We start from the raw sequence: 22,240 nt of genomic DNA on the forward strand, positions 1-22,240 counted from the left end.
AGGGGGATTTTTATGCGCAAATTAGTCGTCTTAGGAGGCGGTTACGGGGGTATGCGTGTAATCGAACGCGTCCTCGGCCATCAGCTGAAGGACGTATCGATCACATTAATCGACCGTCTACCTTATCACGGATTAAAAACAGAGTATTATGCACTAGCCGCCGGAACGGTATCCGATCGTGACATCCGTGTCGATTTCCCGGAAGAAGTCGACTACATATACGGGCAAGTCACGGACATCGATACGACCGACAAGATGGTGTTGCTCGCAAGCGGGGAAAAAGTGCCGTACGACGACCTCGTCATCGGCTTAGGCTGCGAGGACAAATACCATAACGTGCCCGGCGCCGCCGAGTTCACGTACAGTATCCAAACGTTAGAAGAGTCACGCAAGACGCAACAAGCGATCAACGGCTTGTCGCCCGGTTCGATCGTCTCGATCGTCGGGGCCGGCCTATCCGGTGTCGAGCTCGCGAGCGAACTCCGGGAGAGCCGTCCCGATCTGACCGTCCGACTGTTCGACCGTGGCCCTTCCGTCCTGTCCTTTTTATCGAGCCGTGTCTCGATGTACGTTCAATCGTGGTTTGAAGAGCACGGTGTCGAAGTCATCAACAATGCCAACATCGTCCGGGTCGACCCAGACGGTCTGTGGAACCATGAACAACACTTTGCCGCCGACTTGACGGTTTGGACGGCTGGGATCCAACCGGTCGCCGTCGTCCGGAACCAAGGCTGGGAGCTCGATGGGGGCGGCCGCGTGAAACTGACACCGCATCACTACGTTCCCGATTTGCCTGACGTCTTCGTCGTCGGTGACAACGCCAGCCTCCCGTACGCACCTTCAGGTCAACTCGCCGAGGCACAAGCCGAACAGATCGTCCAAGTGCTGCTCTGCAAGTGGAAAGGCGTCGCTTATCCTGAGTTGCCGGATATTAAACTCCGAGGCACGCTCGGATCGCTCGGGAAGAAGGCCGGCTTCGGCGTCTTCATGGGGAAACAGTCGCTGACCGGGAAAGTGGCCCGACTTCTCAAGTCCGGTATCCTGTGGAAACATAAAGTCATCAAATAATACGACCGAATCGCGAAATGGCTGCCTTGCCATCTCGCGATTTTTTTATGTGGTGACAGCCGCTTACCCGTTCATACTTCTTTGCCTTGCGCCAAAAGTCTTGTATCCCTGTCCCTGATATACCTGTCTAAATTTTCAGATTATTGATTCGATTGACATATTCTACCCGATGGAAAAACTTGTTACTCTATGAGCACGGCAGTTCGACATTATGTCATCTCGCCTACATAATCCAAAGGGGGAAATCCATTGAAGAAAATCTGTAGCACCGTCCTCGCCTCGCTTCTCGTCTTGTCAACCGTCCCACAAGCAGTAGATGCCAGTCCTGACAAGGAAAAAGAACGTGTCATCGTCGTGTTCAAACAGTCGGCGAAGAAAATCCCGCTCTCGATTGAAGGCATGGAAGTCAAACAGCAATACGCCAACATCCCGGCTGCTGCCATCGAAGTGCCGAAAGCAGCGCTGAACGGATTGAAAAACAATCCGAACGTCGCCCACATCGAAGTCGATCAGACGGTACAAATTGAGAATCAAACCCAAGACTGGGGAATTCCAAAACTGAAAGCACCATCGGCTTGGCAGAACGGCTTCACCGGAAAAGGTATTAAAGTCTCCGTCGTCGATACGGGAATCTCAGCGCATCCTGACTTGACGATTGCAGGTGGAGCGTCATTTAGCAGTGTGACGAGTTCATACGCCGATGACAACGGACACGGCACGCACGTCGCCGGGATCATCGCGGCACGTGACAACGGCATCGGAACGGTCGGGATCGCCCACGAGGCAAGTATTTACGCCGTCAAAGCGCTCGAGGCGAACGGCAGCGGTAGCCTGTCGAGCATCATCGCCGGTATCGACTGGTCGATTTCGAATCAAATGGATATCATCAACTTGAGCCTCGGAACGACGAGTCCTTCGACGACTCTCCAACAAGTCGTCGACCGGGCGAACAATTCAGGCATTCTCGTCGTCGCAGCGGCTGGTAACAACGGCCGAGCCGACGGCAGCGGCGACCTCGTCAACTACCCGGCGCGCTACAGCTCGGCCATCGCGGTCGCGGCGACGGACATCAACAACAATCGCGCTTCGTTCTCCGCTACGGGCAGTACAGTTGAAGTCGCGGCTCCAGGTGTGAACATCAATTCGACAATCGTCGGCAGCGGCTACGGTCAAATGAGCGGGACGTCGATGGCGACACCATACGTCGCCGGGAACTTGGCGCTCATGAAACAAGCGTACCCGACGCTCTCATCTTCACAGCTCCGGACGCGCCTGTCACAAGATGCAATCGACCTCGGCACGGCAGGTCGCGATACACTATTCGGCAACGGACTCGTTCAAGCGCCAACGTCAGGCAGCACGTCACAACCGGTTCAAGCGCTCGCGGCTACGGTCACGACATCAAAAGCGATATACTACGCCGGTGAAGTTGTATCGATCTCATCGACGGTACGTGACGCGAACGGTCAAGCGATCGCGAACGCGGACGTTCGTGTGACAGTAACACAACCTTACGGCACGACGCTCTCAGGAACGGGTAAAACCAACTCAAGCGGAGCAATCACGTTCACGCTCTCGACCGGTTCTTCTTCACAACGAGGGACGTACCAAGTGAAAGCGGATGCGACGCTCTCAGGATACACGGCAAGTTCAGCGACGACGTCGTTCCAACTTCGCTAAATCGACAAGAAGGTTGAACGAATGTGTATTCGCTCAACCTTCTTTTATGATGTCGTTCACTTCTGGTCAATCGCCGTATACACTTTACGTAACTGGACGACACCTTCGTCGACGACTTCCCCGTTCAAGAGGACGAGCGGGTAAAACCATTCGTCTTGCTTGATCGCCTCGGCGATGTCATCGTCCGCTTGCTCGAAGTCGATGTATTCGAACTCGAACTTGCGCTCCGGATATTTCCGGGCGAGCGCACTTTGTAACCATTCATATGTCTCGACCGAGCTCGGTGCCCCGACACAGCTCGCACACTGTACTTCTGCCCCGTATACCGTGATTTTCATCGTCATTCCCCCTATCCATTTCTATTATACAAAAATCACGCAGCGCCCCTGTCACAAAACGCTCAGCGTTAAAGATTGAGAAACAATCTCAAACTTGCTAGAATGGAATAGAACCAGAAAGGGGTTAGATACCATGGAAATGTTTGATCAAGTCCAAGAAGTACTCGATAAATTACGCCCGTTCTTGCTTCGCGACGGCGGTGACGTCGAACTCGTTGATGTAGAAGAAGGCATCGTCAAACTTCGTTTGATGGGTGCATGCGGCAGCTGCCCGTCTTCAACAATCACTTTGAAAGCCGGAATTGAGCGCGCGCTCATTGAAGAAGTACCTGGCATCGTCGAAGTCGAACAAGTATTCTAAACAAAAAGGGAGACAAACGTCATCCCTTTTTTTTCATGCATGTGTCCATTCGTCCAAGCTCTCGACCATATAGGTCGGGAGCTTTTCTTGTTCTTGAATGAACGCAGGCCCGTGAACGCCTGAATTGACATGCAGCGTCCGCAGCCCTCCGTTGATCCCGAACAAGATGTCCGTATGGTAGTTGTCCCCGACCATGACGACCTCGTCTTTCGTCAGACCGATCATCTCGAGGGCGATGTCGATCATGACCGGCTCCGGTTTGCCGATGAAGAACGGGTCTTTCTCCGTCGTCACTGTGAGCACGGACGTGAGCGCCCCGTTGCCCGGTAAAAAGCCGCGCTCGGTCGGGATGGCGATATCCCCGTTCGTCGAGATGAAACGGGCGCCGGACCGAATCGCGAGCGCACCTTTCGCCAATTTCTCATACGTGATGTGGCGATCGAGCCCGATGACGACGTAGTCGGCTTTCGGTTCGTCTGTCACATGGAAGCCACGCTCTTCAAGCGCGATCCGGAGACCGTCTTCCCCAATCATATAAACGGTCGCCCCTGGTGTCATCTTCTCGATATAACGGGCCGTTGCCATCGCACTCGTCAAGACGTGCTCGGGTGTCACGTGGACACCCATCGACACGAGTTTGTCCGCGACTTGTTTCGGCGTCATCGAAGCGTTGTTCGTGACGAACAAGTATGGGAAGCCCGTCGCCTCGAGCCGGTTCACGAAGTCGACCGCTGCTTTGATCGGCTCGGTGCCCGCATAGATCGTTCCGTCTAAATCAAATAAGTATCCTTTAATTAAATTCATCTAATCACTCGCTTTCCGGTAGAAATGCTGATACTGGTCCAAGTTCCACTTCTAAATAGCGGCGGACTTGCTCGGGAAATGCTGCGAACGTCTCCTTTTGACGCTCCGTCCAGGCATCAAAGCGAGCCGAATCCGACGTGACGAACTCCCGGACGTAATAGGCACGCATCATGACGAGCTCTTTCGCCGCTTGAGCCGTCTGGGCGTCGAGCACGCGCTCGTCCAATAAAATGTCGACGATATCTTCATAACTCCCCGGATCGCGCATAATGAAGCCGTCGATCATCGAGTTGCCGACATCGATGACGCCTTCCATCAAATGCACGGCCAAACGCTCTTTCGCAAGTTCAAGTGTGAACGCGTCCCCTTCAAGCTGATCGATCCGATGCAACATCGTTTCCATATGGGCCAGTGTCTCATTGATTTTTTCTCTATTTACAAAATACATCGTCATCCCCCCTGCCCCTTATCATAATCTTTTTTCCGACTCGAGAAAAGAACCTCCCCTATTTACATCATTTATTCGATTGTGATACACTAATCCACGGATTAACACTTTAATTAGTATGTCACATTAAATAGAAATCACGTGGAGGGTTCAACACTATGGAACGAGAATTAGCGTTAGAGATCGTACGAGCAACCGAGGCAGCGGCACTGGCATCATCAAAATGGATTGGTCGCGGCCAAAAGAACGAGGCCGATGACGCGGCGACGTCAGCGATGCGCGAAGTGCTCGGCACGGTCAATATGGATGCGACTGTCGTGATTGGCGAAGGCGAATTAGATGAGGCTCCGATGCTTTACATCGGCGAACGCCTCGGTACGACGTTTGGGCCGGAAGTCGATATCGCGGTCGATCCGCTCGAAGGGACATCGATTGTCGCCAAAGGACTCAGCGACGCCATGGTCGTCATCGCAGTCGCCGATAAAGGCGCTCTCCTCCACGCACCTGATATGTATATGGATAAACTTGTTGTCGGACCGAACCTGAAAGGGAAAGTCTCGCTCGACGAACCGCTCGAGTCGATCATCGAGAAAGCCGCGCTCTATAACGGCAAACGGATCGAAGAAGTGACCGTCATCATGCAAGACCGTGACCGCCACGAACATCTCCGTCAAGCGGCGATGCGTATGGGCGCACGCGTCAAACTGTTCGATGACGGCGATGTCTCGGCCGGAATCGCCGCAGCCATCAAATCGAACCCGATCGACATCTTCATCTCGACAGGCGGCGCACCAGAAGGCGTCATCACGGCAGCAGCCGTCAAGGCGCTCGGCGGCGATATGCAAGCCCGCCTTCATCCGATGAACGAAGAAGAGACGGCCCGCGTCATCTCGATGGGCATCGAGGACCCACTCCAACTCCTCACGATCGACGATCTCGTCAAGAGTGACGATTGCATCTTTGCCGCGACCGGTGTCACGACGGGTGAACTGCTCGACGGCGTCAAGTTCTTGACGGACGATATCGTCGAGACGACGTCGCTCGTCATGCGTTCGAAGACGAAGACGATCCGCAAAGTCGTCGCTGAACACACGTTGTCGTTGAAGCCGTACCTGAACAAACAACAAGTCGAAGCATGACAAAACCTCCGCTCAAAATTTGAGCGGAGGTTTTTTTTAGAATCCTTGTTCCATATCAGGCGTACCGACGTGGTTCGTGCGTGGCTGATCTGCTCCTCGAAGCGAGTCATAGAACGCAGCGTACGTCGTCGTGAAGTACGGATACACGTACAAGAAGCCGATTCCGAGCGTGAACACACCGACGAAGAACCAACCGATGAAGGAGAGAACGAGCTTGAACGCGTCCATCTTGTGACCGTCCATCATCCGGCGTGACTCGGTGATCGCCTCGAGAGCCGACAGTTCCGGCTGATCACGTAAAATATAGTTCGTTAGCGAGTACGAGAACGCTTTGACGATTCCTGGGATCACGAGTAACAATGCCCATAAGAAGATGAACAACCCTACGAAAAACGGAGCGAGCACGTGTTTCACATAGCCGGTTTGGAACGGTTCAAATAATTTCGAGACGGCCGGCTTGTCGCCGCGTGACACGGAGAGGACGAGCCATGACCATCCGATCGTGAGCGGTGCGATCAACAACGTCAGAAGGAACGATAAGAATGATAACGTCATCTCGGTCGACGTCAATGGCTCCATTGACTCTGCGTCAATCGTCGGTGCGAACGTTTGGGGAATCCCGTTCAATACAACGAACAAAATCAAAATCCCAGCGAGCAGCCAGCGATTACCTGTCAACATTTTTTGTGCGTGTTGTTTCCATTGTGCTGTCATAGTATCCATCCTTTGTTTGTGTTCTTTCCTTAGTGTACGTCATTGGCCGGCAGAAGGTTTCAAAAAACACGAAAACAGGGAAAGGTTTCTCCTTTTCCCTGTTAATATAAGATATTGCCCATAAAAAACTGTGACATCGATAGAATAAATAAGAGCACACCTGTAGCGACAACAGTCAGTGAGATCGCTTTAAATAACCGGCTTTTTAGAAATGCATTCCGATACTCGAACCGGCGAACGAGCAAGACATGGACCAACTCAAACAAAAGGACCGCGGCTGTGAAATAGAATGTCATGATACTACCTAACCCGAAGAACAGCATCGCCAGTAAGCCCAATCCTAAGTTATGGATTCGGTTATGGACGTCATCGCGATCGCTGACGGTCGTCGTTTGTACGTGTTGCATCCTTCCACCTCACTTCCAAAACCCGAACAGAAAAAGTTATCTTATATATAAATTATCACAATTTTCTTATCCCTAAACCTGTCACACCGTCTTTTCACCTAAACGAAACATTCAGGAAATATATGTAACAAAAAAAGCGCCGATGTCATCAGCGCGTCATGAACCGGTCGAAGTTTCAGCTTCTTCCGCTTTATTGAATTTTCGTTTTAGTTTGAGCGGTTGTTTCGTTCCGCCGAACACAGGACCGTCTTCACTTTCATCAATCTCTGTCTCTTTCTTCAGGACGAAGAACGGACAACCAAAGTTACAATACTCATACACATAGTCCATCACGTGATCGATTCGATTATCGTACGTGGCAAACTTCGACTTCACTTCATAAAATCCTTTGAGACGAAGTTGACCATGTCCCCAATCGCCGACGATGTAATCATATTTATCGAGCACATCACTATAACGAGCGATGAATGCCTCTTCGTCAAACCCGTCGCGTTTCTCTTCGATGACGGTATATCCATGGTGATTCACTCTAATCATTTTCACACCTCCACTTTCCTATCATATCACGCCAATCAATAATTCCCCTATCGTTTTCGGATCACATCATGACGCGCCATGATCGTTTCACGCAGCACGTCACGCAGAAGTTCCGGCATGTAGTAACGCTTCGGCTGGTCCGCCAAATACGGCAGGAGCGGACCGAACGTGAACATGTCGACCGTGGCGACACGATACGTCTGTTCAAGACCGATCTCGTTGCCGCGAAGCAAGTAGCGGCCTTGTTTCACTTCAAGACCGTGGATGATCGGTTGTCCGAGCACCGTTCCGCGAAATCCGAGCCCACGCACGTGCATCGTCGTGAACGGCTCATCATGAACATCGCTCAAGAACCGAAGCAACGTTGCACCGTCGAGTGTCAACAGGCATGGATTGATCGGGTGCGGACAGATGCGATGGAGCATATTGAGCGTGACTTGTCCGGGTGCCAACCCTTCAAGCAGGATGCCTGATGGAAGGATGCTTACTTCGGCATCACACCAGTCCATTAATCCGTCCGCTAATAATTCCGCAATCGGAGATGGTCCGAACCAATCGCTCACATAGCCTGGCGTGGCGGCAATCGTCACGTCAAGCAAACTCTCAGCTTGTTCATACTCGAACCGCAACGCCCGTAGCGTGTCGTCGTCCTGAACGTGATCTGTCAAGTCATGGAGACACGCCTTCTTCTCTACGACTTGGCCGTCCCGAAGCGATAACTCGACTTCTCCGACGTATTGCCCGTACTTCCCGGCCTGGGCGATCAATACCCCGTTTTTCATGACGCCGTCGTCTAACACGTGGTGCGTATGCGCCCCAAGGATGACATCGATGGCTGGGAACGCTTCAGCGAGTCGCTCGTCGGCGTAGAAACCGAGGTGACTGAGCGCGATGATGACGTCACATCCTTTGAGTTCCTCGAGTGCCCGAGCAGTCGCCGTCAGCGGTGACTCAATTTGCCAACCGAGTTCAGGATACAGCTCTTCATACGGTGCGGTCACGCCGAACAGACCGACACGCACACCGGACCGCTCGAGGACGAGCGTCTCCGTCGCCCAGTCCGGTCGCGTCCCGTCCGCGTGATAGACGTTCGCGAGCAAGACAGGGAACGTCGCATCCTCATAGAGCGAATCGAGCCAGTCGTGCGGGAACGTGATGCCTTCGTTGTTGCCGATCGTCACGGCCGTCGGATTGAGCCGATTGAGCAAGCGGACGTTCACTTGCCCTTTCGTCACTTCCGTCGCCGGGTGTGTTCGATCGGCATGATCGCCGAGGTCGAAGACGAGCGTGTCCTCGTGTCGGCGTTCGTTCAAAAAGGAGACAAGTTGAGGCCAGTTATGAAATTTTGAATGCAAGTCATTGTAATGAAAGATTTTAATCGTACGCACGGCCATCCCCTCTTCCTAAAACAGGCTGATTTGGCTCGGGGCGAGCTCATACTCGGCACCGAGAATCTCAATCAAACGTTTCGCGTTCGGTGCCGCATCCCCGGCTGAGTTGTTGTTGAAATAGACGTAGACCGACTTGGCATCTCGTTCGAGCGCCCGGCACGCCGTTGCAAGTTCTTGCAGTTCATCCTCATTGTATCGATACAAGCAGCGGACGTGACGCCACTCTTGGCTCGTCATCCCGGGTTTGCGGAGCCACCCGGCCGTATTGCGGCCGTGCAGACGGACGACTGCGACTTCCGGGTTCGTGACGACCGGGACGAACGGGATGCTGCTCTCTTTCGTCTGCGGTTCGTCGCACACCGTGTTGATGAAGCGTTGCTCGGTCAAGAACGCGAGCGTCCGGTCGCGAAATGCTTCCGAGAACCACGTCGGGTTCCGAAACTCGACGGCGATGTCATAGTCGATCAGTTCCGCTCGAATCGTCCGCAAATAGTCGAGATGAGGCTTCGAGACGTCGAACCACGGCGGGAGTTGGACGAGAACGGCCCGCAGTTTCCCCGCCTGTTTGAGTGGCTCGACCGATGTCCGGTAGCGCTCGAACAGTTCGGCGAGCGGCAGCTTCGGTTCACGGTCGTGCCCGCTCATTTCCCTGGAAACTTTGACGACGAACTGAAAGCCGTCCGGCGTCTCACGATTCCATTTCTCATAGTTTTTCACAGGTTGGATCGCATAGAACGACGAGTCGACCTCCACCGTCGGAAAGTGGCCGGCGTATGTCGACAGTTTGTGCTTCCGCTCTTCCGGCGTCGTATAGAGCAGGTCGTGGTCTCCCCAACCGGTCACACCGACATAAATCATCGTGTTTCCTCCTCACATTATTGTTCGAACGATGTCTCCGCGTTTCGCTTTGACCAATTGAGTGTCCCGCTAAACGTCACGAGCAACAAGGCAAGTCCCATGATGAACGGATAGCGCATGTCGATATCGAAGGCGATCCCGGCAAGCGTCGGCCCGACGATATTGCCGATACTCATATAGGCGTTGTTCATCCCCATCGCGAAGCCTTGTTCTTTATCCGCCATTTTCGACACGAGCGTATTCAACACCGGACGAAGAATCGAGGTCGACAAGAAGATGATGAGCGTGATCGCGAAGAAGATCGCATACGATCCCGCGAACAGCGAGAACAAGAAGCCGAGTGCCGCGAGCATAATAAAGATGAGCACGACTTTGATCTCACCGAAGAGCGAGACGAGTCGGTCGACGGCAAACAGCTGAACGATGACACTGACGATTCCCGTACCTGTGATCATGACGGCAATTTCTTGCGGCGTCGCACTGAACGTCTCACTGACGAACAGTCCAAGCACCGACTCGTATGCCATGAGCCCAAACGCCATGACCAAGTTGATGACGAGCACGAAGAAGTACGGCTTTCGAGTCGACGACAAGAGTTGCCGTGGCAGCGATTCGGTCTCGTTCGTCCGGACGTAAGCTTCCCGATCCGGTTCTTTCAATAGAATGATCGATGAGATGACGGCGACCAATGAGACGATCGCCGACAAAAGCAGCGGTGCCTTCAGCCCGAACTCGGCCACGAAGCCCCCGATCCCTGGTCCGATGACGATCCCGAGCGACATTGCCGCGGAAATATAGCTATTTCCTTTCGCCCGTTGTTTGAGCGTCGTAATGTCGGCCACGTAAGCAAAGATGGCTGGAATGAGCAATGCGGCCCCGACTCCGCCGATGGCGCGCGAGATCAGTAAGACCGTCAAATTGTCGGATAAGTAAAAGACTGCCATCGAGATGGTGAACCCGATGAGCCCTGAAATGATCATCAGTCGGCGACCGTAGACGTCCGCCCATTTCCCCGCGATCGGTGACATGAGCAACTGCGCCCCGGCAAAGACCGAAATCATCAGTCCGGCGGCGGTACCGCCTTCGCCAATCATTTTTAAATAGTCGGGAATGATTGGAATGATAATCCCGAATCCTGCTACGGCGATGAACATGTTCAGCATGAGAATCGCCAATTGTTTCTTTTGTTTTGTCGTCAACGCACGTCACTTCCTTTTCATCTATTCATTTTACTTGTTGATGAATGGAATGAGCAAACGATAAGACAGCAAAACACCCATCCTGGACCAGAGGATGGGTGTCGTTGTGATTATGAGATGCGTGACTCAGCGAGTGACCCGCTCGACCGCTGTTTCGGTAAGAACAGTGTGACGACATAAACGATCAACGTAGGAACTGCCCAGGCGAGCCCGATCTCAGCCATCGGTAAGTTCGTGATCCATGCAGTCACGGCTGTTGGAGCCAAGCCTTGTGCCGTCTCGAACAACGAGAACACGAGCGCCGTGTAAACGGTCGCCTTCATCGCGACGTGCGGGTTACGTTGAATCCGTTCCGTGACCGAAACGAGCACGAGTGCGATCATGACCGGATACAAGAGCGTGAGCAACGGTATCGCGATTTCAATCAACGTACCGAGACCGACGAGTGAGATCAAGTAACCGAATAACGTTGTCCCGATGACGACTTGGTAGTACTTGAGCGACTCGAACGTGTTACTCATGAACCGTGAGAACTCGGTGATGAGTCCGACCGCTGTCGTCAAACAAGCAAGGAAGACCGCTGCCCCGAGTGCGAGCATGCCGACTTGACCGAACGATGTACCGGCAAACGTTTGAAGGAGGCTTGCTCCGTCAGTAGTTCCCGTGACACCCGTCATGTTCGCTCCGATCGATGCGAGCGAGATGTAGACGAGCATCAAACACGTGACGGCAAGCAATCCCGATGTCCGGAGAAGCGATGACGCTTCTTTTTGATCCGACATCCCGTTCGCTTTAAGCGTGACGAGAACGATTGCACCAAAGACGAGTGCCCCGAATACGTCCATCGTCAAGTAACCTTGTTTAAAGCCTTCACCGAGTGCCCCGAGCCACGTCTCATACCCTGCTGCTGGCGCGGCCGGTGAGCCGAGCGGAGCCACAAGGTTTGTGATCCCGATACCAGCGAGCAAGACGAGGAGGATCGGTGTGATGATCCGTCCGATGATCTCGATCAATTTTTGAGCGCGGAGCGTCAAAAGGAACGTCAAGCCGAAAAAGACAGTTGAACTGATGGCGAGTGTGAACGTTGACGGCGCACCGAGGAACGGCACGACTCCCATCTCATACGTGACCGCTGCCGTCCGAGGAATCCCGAAGAACGGTCCGATTGCCACGTACATTAATCCCGTCAAAAGAAGAGCAAGACGCTTCGGAATGTACCTTGCGATTTGATCAGACCCTCCACCGACCCGCGCGACTGCGAACAAGGCGAGTAAAGGAAGTCCGACGCCGGTAATGACGAATCCGACTAGGGCTGGGAACAGGTTCTCACCTGCCAACGCTCCTAGCATCGGTGGGAACAGCAAGTTCCCGGCTCCGAAGAATAATGCGAAAATCGTAAACGCTAACGGGAATAATGTTGATTTTTTCATACAACTACCTCCACATACATTGTAGTACCTTCCGTATTGAACAAATTCCGACTAAATGACTAAATTTTCTGACAATAAAGCGCTTGGTCTATTCCATTATACACACTATCCTTTTTTTGACCACCCTATCTTTAAAAAAGATGTTTATTTTTCTGAGAAGTAGATTTCCATATAAAAAAAGCTCCCTCTTTTTACAGCAGGAGCCTACTTGTCAACCGAATTCATGTCATCTTTTCAAAAAAATAGTCAATAGCGGATATCGAATTTACGGTATGATGCTTCCGCGATATCCGTTTCTTCGATCTGTTCGACGCCGACGAACCGATTGCCGTCATAGAGCGCTCGTTTGAACGATGCATAGTCGGCCTCGTCCCCTTCGACATGGAGCTCGACCGTACCATCGCTCAAATTTCGGACCCATCCCTTTAGATTCGATTCGATTGCGGTCGCTTGACAAAAATAGCGAAAGCCGACCCCTTGGACGCGTCCTGAGACGATCAATTGTTTAGCCAGTTTCATGCGTATTCTCCTCCTTCATATGAAATAACAGGTTTAGCGAGACGCTGCTTAGGTAACACTATATAAATAAAATAACTGGATTAGGAGTGGTGATGTGGAACAGATTGTGAATATCGTGACGTCGTTTTCGAATTGGCTATGGGGAGTCCCAATCATCTCCCTGCTCGTGTTATCAGGTCTTTACTTGACCATCAAATTAGGATTCTTCCAATTCCGATACCCGCTCTACATAGTTCAACAAACGTTAGGAAGCGTCTTTAAAAAACCGAAAGGCGAAGGCGACATCAGTCCTCGCCAGGCGTTGACGTCGGCGTTATCGTCGACGATCGGTGCCGCCAACATCATCGGTGTCCCGGCCGCGATCATGTTCGGGGGACCGGGCGCCATCTTCTGGATGTGGGTCATCGCCGTCGTCGGGATGGCCATCAAGTTCACAGAAAGTGTCCTCGCCGTGCGTTACCGCGAGAAAAATGAAGCCGGGGAATTTGTCGGCGGTCCGGTCTACTACATGGCAAAAGGGCTGAAGTGGAAATGGCTCGCCTCATGGTTCGCGTTCGCCCTCATGATCGAGCTCATCCCGAGCATCATGGTCCAAGGCAACGCCGTCAGCTCGGCCGTCCGTGAGACGTTCAACGGCGATACGCTCGTCACCGGCTTCATCGTCGCCGGCCTCGTCGCGCTCGTCGTCTTTGGAGGCATGAAACGGATCGCTAAAGTGACGGAGATCATCGTCCCGGCGATGGCACTCGTGTACGTCGGGGCCGGGTTCATCATCGTCTTGATGAACTTCTCGCAAATCCCTGACGTTCTCGGTCTCATCTTCTCGTACGCGTTCCAACCGATGGCCGCGCTCGGCGGATTTGCCGGAGCCGCCATCGCCGAGACGATCCGTTGGGGCTTCGCCCGCGGACTCTACTCGAACGAGGCCGGTCTCGGGACGGCACCGATCGCGCACGCGGCCGCCCAGACCGACCACCCGGTCCGCCAAGGTTTCTGGGCCGTCATCGGGATCGTCATCGACACGCTCATCATCTGTAGCACGACCGCGTTCGTCGTCTTGTCGTCTGGCGTTTGGACGCGTGAAGGCGCGATGAGCGACCCAGCCGCCCTCACAACAATCGCTTTCCGTGAATACTTCGGGTATACGGGTAGCTTGCTCGTGACGATCTCACTCATCTTCTTCGTCTTGTCGACGATCATCGTCATCATCTTTTATGGCTCACGCCAAGCCGAGTACTTGTTCGGTTTGACGGCCGGCAAAGTGATGAAAGTCGTCTATATCGCCTCGATCGTCATCGGTTCGATCGGTGGCGCCCAGATGATTTGGAACTTCCTTGACTTCATGCTCGCGATGATCCTCATCCCGAACATGATCGCCGTGCTGATGCTAAGCGGTGAAGTAAAACGACTGACGACTGAATTCTTCTCGTCTGAAAAATATTACAAGAAAGACGTCGCCGAGAAAAAGGCGTCGTAATAACGAACCCGGCTGCATTGGCAGCCGGGTTTTTGTTATGAACTTGTCTCGATCTTATCAATCGCTTGGCGAATCCGTCCGACCGAGGCGTCGAACTGTTGTTGCTCTTCAGCCGTCAAGTCGATCTCGATGATTTGACTGATACCGCTCCGGTCGATCAAGGCAGGTACCCCGATATGGAGGTCGGAGGCGCCGTATTCCCCGTCGAGGTGGGCGCCGATCGTCACGACCGTGTTCTCGTTCCGGACGATGGCCCGGACGATGCGCAGCAAGCCGAGGCCGATCGCGTAATAGGCCGCACTCTTATAGCCGATGATTTGGTTCGCGGCATCGCGCACTTCTTGATAGATCGCGTCTAAATCCTCTTGGTGATATGATTCATTGTCTGCGAGCAGTTGCTTCATGGATTTCCCGTAAATCCGGGCGTTGTCCCAGGCGACGAAACCACCGGCACCATGTTCGCCCATATAATAGACGTGACAGTTGCGCGACGACAAGTCGAAGTACTCGCCGAGCTTAAAACGCAGACGTGCCGTATCGAGCACCGTCCCTGAGCCGATGACGCGGTGTTTCGGCAAGCCCGACGCTTTCCAGGCGACGTGGGCCATCACGTTGACCGGGTTCGTCGCAACGACGATGATCCCGTCAAAGCCGCTCGCCATGATTTGTTCTGTCACGTCACGGACGACGATAGCGTTTTGCCCCGCGAGGTCCATCTGTGTCTGCCCAAGCTTTTGAGCGGCGCCTGCTGTGATGATGACGATGTCGGCATCACGACAATCCGTGTAATCCCCTGCCCAAATCCGGACCGGGCTCGGTGCGAACGAGATGCCGTGGTTCAAGTCCATCGCCTCCCCTTCCGCTTTCGCGTGGTTCGAGTCGATCAAGACGAGCTCTTCACAGAGTGCCGCCATCGATAGTTGGTAGGCAAAACTGATGCCGACCCAGCCGGCACCGACGACGGCGATGCGGGTAATGTCTTTTGGATCAATTGTTTCCATTCAATCATTCCTCCCTAAAAACAGTCTCTCTTTTAGCATACCCGACTCTTAGCTGTTTCACGACAATAACTAAACAATCAGTATATACGAAATAAATACAGAATTACGCTATGCATCAAGTTTCGGTTCAAATATTCCCGTATCTCGAACATAGCCAAAAATTTGAATCATTTCATTGTCCTGTATGAACGGGATTCGTTCTTTCGTTAAAATAGATATAAGTTCATCGGTCATATCACATACGTCTGGTTCGACGATAGCTCCCTTATAGACCAACACCTTTGGTCGCAATCGAATCCATTCGATTGAAGAGGTAGGATAAGGAAATCCATCATCCCAATCACCTGATTCATAAGCCGTCTTCGATAAAAACTCAGGATCAGGTGTGTCCTCTAATACATATTTGGTTTGATAAGGAGGTTCAAATAGGAATGTATTTGCTACCGCTCGCCTCAGTTCCCCCCACTTTGTCTTGTTCATCACCGATGTCAATTGCCGCTCTTCTATTTCTTGTAACTCTTTTTGTCGGTCCATCGCTGTTCATCCTTTCTCACATGCGAGTTCTAAGCGCTTGATTGCCCGCAACACATCTTCACGGTTGTGCTTTTGCTTCATCCACTTGGGCAAGCGACTCTCAATACTGCGGTTCGCGCCGTCGCTTGTCCGAACACTCGCTTCCACGTACTGTCTCATATACGCGAGGTGCTCCTGATTATAAGCCCATAGGACATGACCACAACAACCAGTTTGCAGATAGAGCGGCAATCTGAAATGTACATCGAAAGCTCCGCCGATGTATTTCGTACCGCTCTGCTTCATTTGTAGATAACCGCACTGAAAACAGCTCAAGCGTACCTCATTAGCCTTCTCCATAACGTCCGCTCGTCCCCCACAACGTGGACAAATCACGACCATCTGACCCATGAATGTCTCAAGTTCTCTGCTCTCTAGTGAAAATCGATTTGTCACGTCATCGCCTCCTCATTTCATTATACAAAAAACCAGCGAAACTAAGCTCGCTGGTCAAGGTAGTGGACTATTAAATCAATTGTTACATCTCAAACTTGACGAGACCGTTCACTCTCTTTCCCAATAATAGTGAACCGGCCGAATTTCAATCCTCCAGCCTAACGATTCCGCTTCGGGCACTTGGGTCGTCGGATGGAAGCGATTCTGACCGCGTCCTCTATGTCCGCCGCTTCAATCAAAAAAGTACTTCCTACTACTTCCTTTGACCCCAAGACTGGTCCATCCGTTATCTTGATCTGATCAGCATGACGCTTGACTTCTTTCATACTCGCTTCAAGCCCAATATCTAATACAACCTGCTCACTTGCATAAAACTGATGTAAGTATGGTTCACAAGTAGCCATGATTCGGTCTATTTCATGGTCCGTCTTTTCATTCATTTTTTCAGCATTGAAATAGCCTGTTACCAAAAACATCATGTTCGCTTCTCCTCTCGGGTCGAGTATATGTTTCACTACTTTATTCCCTAGTTCAGGTCGAAATAGCTCCTATGAAACGAGAGGGGTTCAATCCAAAAAAGACGGTTGACATGATTTCATGTCAACCGTCTTTATCTACATATTCAGGATTATCCGATCGATCCTTCCATCTCAAACTTGATGAGACGGTTCATTTCGACGGCGTATTCCATTGGCAATTCTTTCGTGAACGGCTCGATGAAGCCCATGACGATCATCTCGGTCGCTTCTTCTTCCGAGATCCCACGGCTCATGAGGTAGAAGAGTTGCTCTTCTGACACTTTCGAGACTTTCGCTTCGTGCTCGAGCGAGACTTGGTCGTTCAAGATCTCGTTGTACGGGATCGTGTCCGACGTCGACTCGTTGTCCATGATAAGCGTGTCACATTCGATGTTCGAACGGGCACCTTTCGCCTTACGGCCGAAGTGGACGATTCCGCGATACGAGACTTTTCCGCCTTGTTTCGAAATCGACTTCGAGACGATCGACGACGACGTGTTCGGTGCGAGGTGAATCATCTTCGCCCCAGCGTCTTGGTGCTGCCCTTTACCGCCGAGTGCGATCGAGAGCGTCATTCCACGTGAGCCTTCACCTTTTAAGATGACGGCTGGGTACTTCATCGTGAGTTTCGATCCGATGTTGCCATCGATCCACTCCATCGACGCGCCCGCTTCACAGACGGCACGCTTCGTGACCAAGTTATAGACGTTATTCGCCCAGTTTTGGATCGTCGTATAGCGGCAGTATGCGTCTTTGTTGACGAAGATCTCGACGACGGCTGAGTGAAGCGAGTTCGTCGTGTAGACCGGTGCCGTACATCCTTCGACGTAATGGACAGAAGCGCCCTCGTCGACGATGATGAGCGTCCGCTCGAATTGACCCATGTTTTCCGAGTTGATCCGGAAGTAGGCTTGGAGCGGTTGCTCGAGTTTCACGCCTTTTGGCACATAGATGAACGAGCCACCTGACCAGACGGCCGAGTTGAGTGCCGAGAACTTGTTGTCCGTCGGCGGGATCAATTTCCCGAAATACTCACGGAACAAGTCTTCGTTTTCTTTCAAAGCAGTGTCCGTATCTTTGAAGATGACACCTCTTTCTTCGAAGTCTTCTTGCATACTATGGTAGACGACCTCTGACTCGTACTGAGCCGAGACACCTGCCAAGTATTTTTGTTCCGCTTCGGGGATTCCGAGCTTATCAAACGTCCGTTTGATTTCTTCAGGAACCTCGTCCCACGAGTGCTCCGTCTTCTCAGACGGTTTGACGTAGTACGTGATCTCATCAAAATCAAGTGACGTGAGATCGCCGCCCCATGTCGGCATCGGCATCTTCCGGAACTGTTCGAGTGATTTTAAACGGAACTCGAGCATCCATGCCGGTTCTTCTTTCATGTTCGAGATCGTTTCAACGATTTCTTTCGTCAAGCCGCGGCCTGAACGGAAAATCGAGATGTCTCGGTCATGGAAGCCATATTTATAATCGCCAACGTCTGGCATGTTTTTCGCCATATCGGTCTCCTCCTTCTACTTACGCTTCCTCGTCGACTCCCTTTTCAAGTGCTTTCCACGCGAGCGTGGCGCACTTGATGCGAGCCGGAAACTTTGAGACACCAGACAACGCTTCGATGTCGCCTAGGTCGAACGTGTCTGTATCGTAGTCTTTCCCTTGGACCATCTGTGAAAAGATGTTGGCCAGTTGGAGCGCTTCGTCTACAGACTTACCTTTTACGATTTGGGTCATCATCGATGCCGAGGCGAGACTGATCGAACAGCCTTCCCCTTCGAACTTGGCATCTTTCACGATTCCGTCTTCGACTTGAAGTTGGAGTCGGAGTGAATCCCCGCACGTCGGGTTGTTCAAATCGATCGTCACGCCATCTTCGATGACGCCACGGTTTCTTGGGTTTTTATAATGATCCATGATGACTTGTCGGTACAACATGTCGAGATTGTTAAAACTCATAATTGAAATACTCCTTCGTTTGACGTAACCCTTCGATGAAGCGATCGACTTCATCTCGTGTGTTATACAAGTAGAAGCTCGCTCGGGCAGTCGATGATTGCTTCAGGAGGCGCATGAGCGGTTGGGCACAGTGATGACCGGCCCGTACCGCGACCCCTTGCATATCTAAGACGGTCGCAAGGTCGTGGGCGTGGACGTCGTTCAAGTTGAACGTGACGAGCCCGACGCGCTCCTCAGGACCAAAGATTTCGATCCCTTCGATCGTACGCATCTGTTCGATGGCGTACGTCACGAGCGCCCGTTCGTGTGCCTCGACATTCTCGAGACCAAGGTCTTCTAAAAAGTCGATGGCGGCAGCCAAACCGACGGCACCGGCGATGATCGGTGTTCCCGCTTCAAAGCGGTACGGGATGTCTTTCCACGTCGACTCATACAAGTCGACGTAATCGATCATCTCGCCGCCGAACTCGACCGGCTCCATGTTTTTAAGCAGCTGTTTCTTCCCGTACAAGACACCGATCCCGGTCGGACCGAGCATCTTATGGCCAGAGAAGGCAAGGAAGTCACAATCGAGCGCTTGGACGTCAAGCTTCCGGTGCGGTACGCTTTGCGCCGCATCGACGACCATGACCGCACCTTTTTCGTGGGCGAGTTTCGCCACTTCCGCGATTGGGTTGATCGTGCCGAGCACGTTCGAGACGTGGCTCATGGCGACGATCTTCGTCCGGTCCGACAACACTTCCCGCACCGCGTCGAGTGTGATCCGGCCGTCTGGCGTCATTTCGACGTAACGGAGTTTCGCACCTGTGCGCTTGGCGAGCTGTTGCCACGGAATCAAGTTCGCGTGGTGCTCCATCGGTGTGAGAACGATCTCATCTCCCGCGCTGACGTTGGCGTCCCCGTAACTTGAAGCGACAAGGTTAATCGCCGTCGTCGTCCCCCGAGTGAAGATGATCTCTTCCGGTACTGAGGCGTTGATGAATGAACGGACACGCTCCCGTGCCCCTTCATACGCATCCGTCGCGTGCGTGCCGAGCGTATGGACGCCACGGTGCACGTTCGAGTGGATACGGCGATAGTAATCCTCGATCGCCTCGATGACAGCAAGCGGTTTTTGGGAGCTCGCCGCACTGTCGAGATAGACGAGCGGATGGCCGTTGATTTCCTGATCTAAAATCGGGAACTGTTTACGAATCGAGGCATCAATCATCTTAACGCACTTTCCCTTCGATGACTTCACGGAGACGGTCTTTGACCGACTCGATCGCGAGTTGCTCGACGACCGGGTTCAAGAATCCGTGAATGATTAAACGTTCAGCTTCTTTACGCGACAGACCGCGGCTCATCAAGTAGTACAACTGAATGTCGTCGACGCGTCCGACTGAAGCGGCATGGCCGGCCATAACGTCATCCTCATCGATGAGGAGGATCGGGTTGGCGTCGCCCCGTGCTTTTTCAGACAACATGAGGACGCGTTCCGTTTGGACACCGTTCGACTTCGAGGCACCGTGATGAATCATCGATGTCCCGCTGAAGATCGCCGTTGCCGAGTCTTTTTGAACACCGTGGATCAAGATGAATCCTTCCGACGACTTCCCAAAGTGGTCGGTCCGGATGTTGAAGTTTTGTTTCTGTGCGCCACGACCGATCGTGACCGCTTTCGTGTTCGAGTACGTGTTGTCTCCGACGAGATGCGTCTTCGTCTCGACGAGCGAGTTGCCGTCGTTCATATGTCCGAGTGCCCAATCAAGATGAGCGTTCTCGTAGACGACACCGCGGCGGTTCATGAACGTGAGTGCTGACTCAGCGAGCTGGTCGACCCCACCGAATACGACTTTCGCGTTCGCTCCGACGAACACTTCCGTCACGGCGTTGACCGTGTGCGGCTCATTCGTGTTCGACAAGAAACTTTCGACATACGTCACTTCACTGCCTTCGTCGGCGACGACGATCGTATGGTGGTACAACGAACCGTTCGCTTGTTCCATCGTGAAGATGGCTTGGAGCGGGTCTTTCAATTGCATGTTTTTCGGGACGTACAAGAAAGCCCCACCGTTCGTGAGCGCTGCGTTCAAGGCAGACAAGCGATCTTCGTCAACCCGAACGCCTTCTGTCATGAAGTATTTCTCGACGAGGTCCGGATGTTGTTCCATCGCTTGTTGGATTCCCATGAACAAGACGCCTTCCGGCATCGTAAGTTCGTTATAGACGACATGACCGTTGCGTTCAACGAGCACGTTTGTCCGGTGGTCTCCGAGCAATGCTTCGATTTCAGGCGTCAACCCGTCAAGCTTCGCGAGTTCGACGTCTCCGCTTGTGAAATCCCATTTATCAATCTTGATCTTTTCAACTTTAGGCAAGGCGAGAGTCGGCGCAAGTTCTGCTGCTTCTTTACGTCGGTTGACCATCCATGCTGGTCCACCGAGCGCCTCTGCACGTGCCGCTACTGCTTGTGCATCTAATTCAAATTGTACGGTCATCGTACAGCCCCCTTACGCTTCTGTGTCTACTGTCATCCCAAGATCTTGCTTCACCCAGTCGTAACCTTCTGCTTCGAGTCGTTGTGCGAGCTCTTTGCCACCCGACATGACGATTTTCCCGTCGATCATGATGTGGACGAAGTCTGGCTCGATATAGTTGAGGAGACGCTGATAGTGCGTGATGATCAAGCAACCGAACTCTTCAGTGCGCATTTCGTTGACGCCTTTGGCGACGACTTTGAGCGCATCGATATCAAGACCTGAATCGATCTCGTCAAGAATCGCGATGTTCGGTTTGATCATCATCATTTGAAGGATCTCGTTACGTTTTTTCTCTCCGCCCGAGAAGCCTTCGTTCAAATAGCGGTGTGCCATTTCTGAAGGGATCTCAAGAACGCCCATCTTCGAATCGAGTTCGCGGATGAATTTCATAAGTGAGATCTCTTCGCCTTCTTCACGGCGCGAGTTGATCGCTGAACGCAAGAAGTCGGCGTTCGTGACACCGCTGATTTCAGCCGGATATTGCATCGCGAGGAACATGCCTGCTTGCGCACGTTCATTTACTTCCATCTCGAGGACGTCTTCTCCGTTCAAGTCGACGCTTCCTCCTGTCACTTCGTACAATGGATGACCCATGAGGGCAGATGCGAGTGTTGATTTACCAGTCCCGTTAGGACCCATGATGGCGTGAATTTCGCCACCTTTAATTTCAAGATTAAGACCTTTGACGATCTCTTTTCCTTCGATTGAGACGCGGAGGTCATCAATTTTCATGTGTGGTACGTTAGACATTCGGATACCCCTTCCGTTTTCTCGCCATTTGTGGCGTAGATTAGATATATTCTAATCTTAATCTAGGCAATTTTTTATTTCAAGCGACTCACCTTATATTTCATTCTCAATAGAACATAAATGTTGAGAATGAGAACATCGGGAAATC

At 52.4% G+C, this 22,240-nt stretch carries 25 protein-coding genes; 5 read left to right on the forward strand and 20 right to left on the reverse strand.

All coding sequences use genetic code 11. From position 1 onward, the window contains the following. Window positions 1-12 precede the first annotated feature (12 nt). Together EVJ26_RS03705 and EVJ26_RS03710 are read left to right on the forward strand one after the other, a co-directional pair. On the forward strand, window positions 13-1,068 hold the full coding sequence (locus EVJ26_RS03705; protein WP_131455937.1) for an NAD(P)/FAD-dependent oxidoreductase: 1,056 nt from the start codon (window positions 13-15) through the stop codon (window positions 1,066-1,068). A gap of 249 nt (window positions 1,069-1,317) precedes the next feature. Beyond that, window positions 1,318-2,748 (forward strand): S8 family peptidase, encoded by a 1,431-nt coding sequence (locus EVJ26_RS03710; protein ID WP_131455935.1) that lies wholly within the window; start codon window positions 1,318-1,320, stop codon window positions 2,746-2,748. Between the two features lie 56 nt (window positions 2,749-2,804). Here the strand turns inward: EVJ26_RS03710 and EVJ26_RS03715 are convergent, their stop codons facing one another. Then, complete coding sequence (locus EVJ26_RS03715; protein WP_131455933.1) at window positions 2,805-3,092, reverse strand: DUF1462 family protein; 288 nt, start codon at window positions 3,090-3,092, stop codon at window positions 2,805-2,807. 127 nt (window positions 3,093-3,219) lie between these two features. On the opposite strand from EVJ26_RS03715, the gene EVJ26_RS03720 reads away from it, so the two are divergent. Next, complete coding sequence (locus tag EVJ26_RS03720; protein ID WP_012726833.1) at window positions 3,220-3,447, forward strand: NifU family protein; 228 nt, start codon at window positions 3,220-3,222, stop codon at window positions 3,445-3,447. Window positions 3,448-3,480: 33 nt separating this feature from the next. On the opposite strand, the gene EVJ26_RS03725 is transcribed toward EVJ26_RS03720, so the two are convergent. Both EVJ26_RS03725 and EVJ26_RS03730 read right to left on the reverse strand, forming a co-directional pair. Next, window positions 3,481-4,251: a TIGR01457 family HAD-type hydrolase gene (locus EVJ26_RS03725; RefSeq protein ID WP_070328756.1), complete on the reverse strand. Its 771-nt coding sequence runs from the start codon at window positions 4,249-4,251 to the stop codon at window positions 3,481-3,483. A 4-nt stretch (window positions 4,252-4,255) separates the two neighbouring features. Beyond that, entirely contained in the window at window positions 4,256-4,699 is a 444-nt protein-coding gene (locus EVJ26_RS03730) for a DUF86 domain-containing protein (protein WP_070328796.1), read from the reverse strand. Window positions 4,700-4,857: 158 nt separating this feature from the next. Here EVJ26_RS03730 and glpX point away from each other — a divergent pair, with 158 nt between their 5' ends. Further along, window positions 4,858-5,838 (forward strand): class II fructose-bisphosphatase, encoded by a 981-nt coding sequence (gene glpX / locus EVJ26_RS03735; protein ID WP_131455931.1) that lies wholly within the window; start codon window positions 4,858-4,860, stop codon window positions 5,836-5,838. A 36-nt stretch (window positions 5,839-5,874) separates the two neighbouring features. Here the strand turns inward: glpX and EVJ26_RS03740 are convergent, their stop codons facing one another. The 8 genes from EVJ26_RS03740 to EVJ26_RS03775 form a co-directional block, all read right to left on the reverse strand. Beyond that, window positions 5,875-6,552, reverse strand: coding sequence for a DUF975 family protein (locus EVJ26_RS03740; RefSeq protein WP_131455929.1), 678 nt, complete (start codon window positions 6,550-6,552; stop codon window positions 5,875-5,877). 101 nt (window positions 6,553-6,653) lie between these two features. Beyond that, window positions 6,654-6,959 (reverse strand): hypothetical protein, encoded by a 306-nt coding sequence (locus tag EVJ26_RS03745; protein WP_131455927.1) that lies wholly within the window; start codon window positions 6,957-6,959, stop codon window positions 6,654-6,656. A gap of 156 nt (window positions 6,960-7,115) precedes the next feature. Continuing rightward, window positions 7,116-7,496: a YutD family protein gene (locus tag EVJ26_RS03750; protein ID WP_035386184.1), complete on the reverse strand. Its 381-nt coding sequence runs from the start codon at window positions 7,494-7,496 to the stop codon at window positions 7,116-7,118. Window positions 7,497-7,543: 47 nt separating this feature from the next. After that, entirely contained in the window at window positions 7,544-8,890 is a 1,347-nt protein-coding gene (locus EVJ26_RS03755) for a bifunctional metallophosphatase/5'-nucleotidase (RefSeq protein ID WP_131468288.1), read from the reverse strand. Between the two features lie 9 nt (window positions 8,891-8,899). After that, window positions 8,900-9,745 (reverse strand): DUF72 domain-containing protein, encoded by an 846-nt coding sequence (locus EVJ26_RS03760; RefSeq protein WP_131469773.1) that lies wholly within the window; start codon window positions 9,743-9,745, stop codon window positions 8,900-8,902. A 17-nt stretch (window positions 9,746-9,762) separates the two neighbouring features. Further along, the gene (locus tag EVJ26_RS03765; protein WP_131455921.1) at window positions 9,763-10,944 is read right to left on the reverse strand and encodes an MFS transporter; all 1,182 of its coding nucleotides are present in this window, start codon (window positions 10,942-10,944) and stop codon (window positions 9,763-9,765) included. 110 nt (window positions 10,945-11,054) lie between these two features. Beyond that, the gene (gene brnQ, locus EVJ26_RS03770) at window positions 11,055-12,374 is read right to left on the reverse strand and encodes a branched-chain amino acid transport system II carrier protein (RefSeq protein ID WP_131455919.1); all 1,320 of its coding nucleotides are present in this window, start codon (window positions 12,372-12,374) and stop codon (window positions 11,055-11,057) included. A gap of 246 nt (window positions 12,375-12,620) precedes the next feature. Further along, complete coding sequence (locus tag EVJ26_RS03775; RefSeq protein WP_070328749.1) at window positions 12,621-12,893, reverse strand: acylphosphatase; 273 nt, start codon at window positions 12,891-12,893, stop codon at window positions 12,621-12,623. 94 nt (window positions 12,894-12,987) lie between these two features. Here EVJ26_RS03775 and EVJ26_RS03780 point away from each other — a divergent pair, with 94 nt between their 5' ends. Next, window positions 12,988-14,370: an alanine/glycine:cation symporter family protein gene (locus EVJ26_RS03780; RefSeq protein ID WP_131469775.1), complete on the forward strand. Its 1,383-nt coding sequence runs from the start codon at window positions 12,988-12,990 to the stop codon at window positions 14,368-14,370. A gap of 35 nt (window positions 14,371-14,405) precedes the next feature. Here EVJ26_RS03780 and EVJ26_RS03785 read toward each other — a convergent pair whose 3' ends face one another. The 9 genes from EVJ26_RS03785 to sufC form a co-directional block, all read right to left on the reverse strand. Beyond that, on the reverse strand, window positions 14,406-15,371 hold the full coding sequence (locus EVJ26_RS03785) for an L-lactate dehydrogenase (RefSeq protein WP_131468286.1): 966 nt from the start codon (window positions 15,369-15,371) through the stop codon (window positions 14,406-14,408). Between the two features lie 108 nt (window positions 15,372-15,479). Beyond that, entirely contained in the window at window positions 15,480-15,905 is a 426-nt protein-coding gene (locus EVJ26_RS03790; RefSeq protein WP_131469777.1) for a DUF6678 family protein, read from the reverse strand. Window positions 15,906-15,911: 6 nt separating this feature from the next. Beyond that, a complete protein-coding gene (locus EVJ26_RS14385) occupies window positions 15,912-16,064 on the reverse strand; it encodes a hypothetical protein (protein ID WP_161566946.1) in 153 nt (50 codons plus the stop codon). Window positions 16,065-16,498: 434 nt separating this feature from the next. Beyond that, on the reverse strand, window positions 16,499-16,819 hold the full coding sequence (locus EVJ26_RS03795; RefSeq protein WP_201738327.1) for a YciI family protein: 321 nt from the start codon (window positions 16,817-16,819) through the stop codon (window positions 16,499-16,501). 149 nt (window positions 16,820-16,968) lie between these two features. Next, window positions 16,969-18,366 (reverse strand): Fe-S cluster assembly protein SufB, encoded by a 1,398-nt coding sequence (gene sufB, locus EVJ26_RS03800; RefSeq protein WP_070328746.1) that lies wholly within the window; start codon window positions 18,364-18,366, stop codon window positions 16,969-16,971. Window positions 18,367-18,385: 19 nt separating this feature from the next. Beyond that, the gene (gene sufU / locus EVJ26_RS03805) at window positions 18,386-18,820 is read right to left on the reverse strand and encodes a Fe-S cluster assembly sulfur transfer protein SufU (RefSeq protein WP_070328745.1); all 435 of its coding nucleotides are present in this window, start codon (window positions 18,818-18,820) and stop codon (window positions 18,386-18,388) included. Then, window positions 18,810-20,030: a cysteine desulfurase gene (locus EVJ26_RS03810; protein ID WP_070328744.1), complete on the reverse strand. Its 1,221-nt coding sequence runs from the start codon at window positions 20,028-20,030 to the stop codon at window positions 18,810-18,812. Before EVJ26_RS03810 ends, sufU begins: the two co-directional genes overlap by 11 nt. A gap of 1 nt (window position 20,031) precedes the next feature. Continuing rightward, window positions 20,032-21,300, reverse strand: a complete 1,269-nt coding sequence (gene sufD, locus EVJ26_RS03815; protein WP_131468281.1) for a Fe-S cluster assembly protein SufD — start codon at window positions 21,298-21,300, stop codon at window positions 20,032-20,034. A gap of 12 nt (window positions 21,301-21,312) precedes the next feature. Beyond that, entirely contained in the window at window positions 21,313-22,074 is a 762-nt protein-coding gene (gene sufC / locus EVJ26_RS03820; protein ID WP_131443294.1) for a Fe-S cluster assembly ATPase SufC, read from the reverse strand. Window positions 22,075-22,240: the final 166 nt, after the last annotated feature.

It is taken from the genome of Exiguobacterium sp. SH3S1 (assembly GCF_004337105.1).
GTDB classification, from domain to species: Bacteria; Bacillota; Bacilli; order Exiguobacteriales; family Exiguobacteriaceae; genus Exiguobacterium; species Exiguobacterium aurantiacum_A.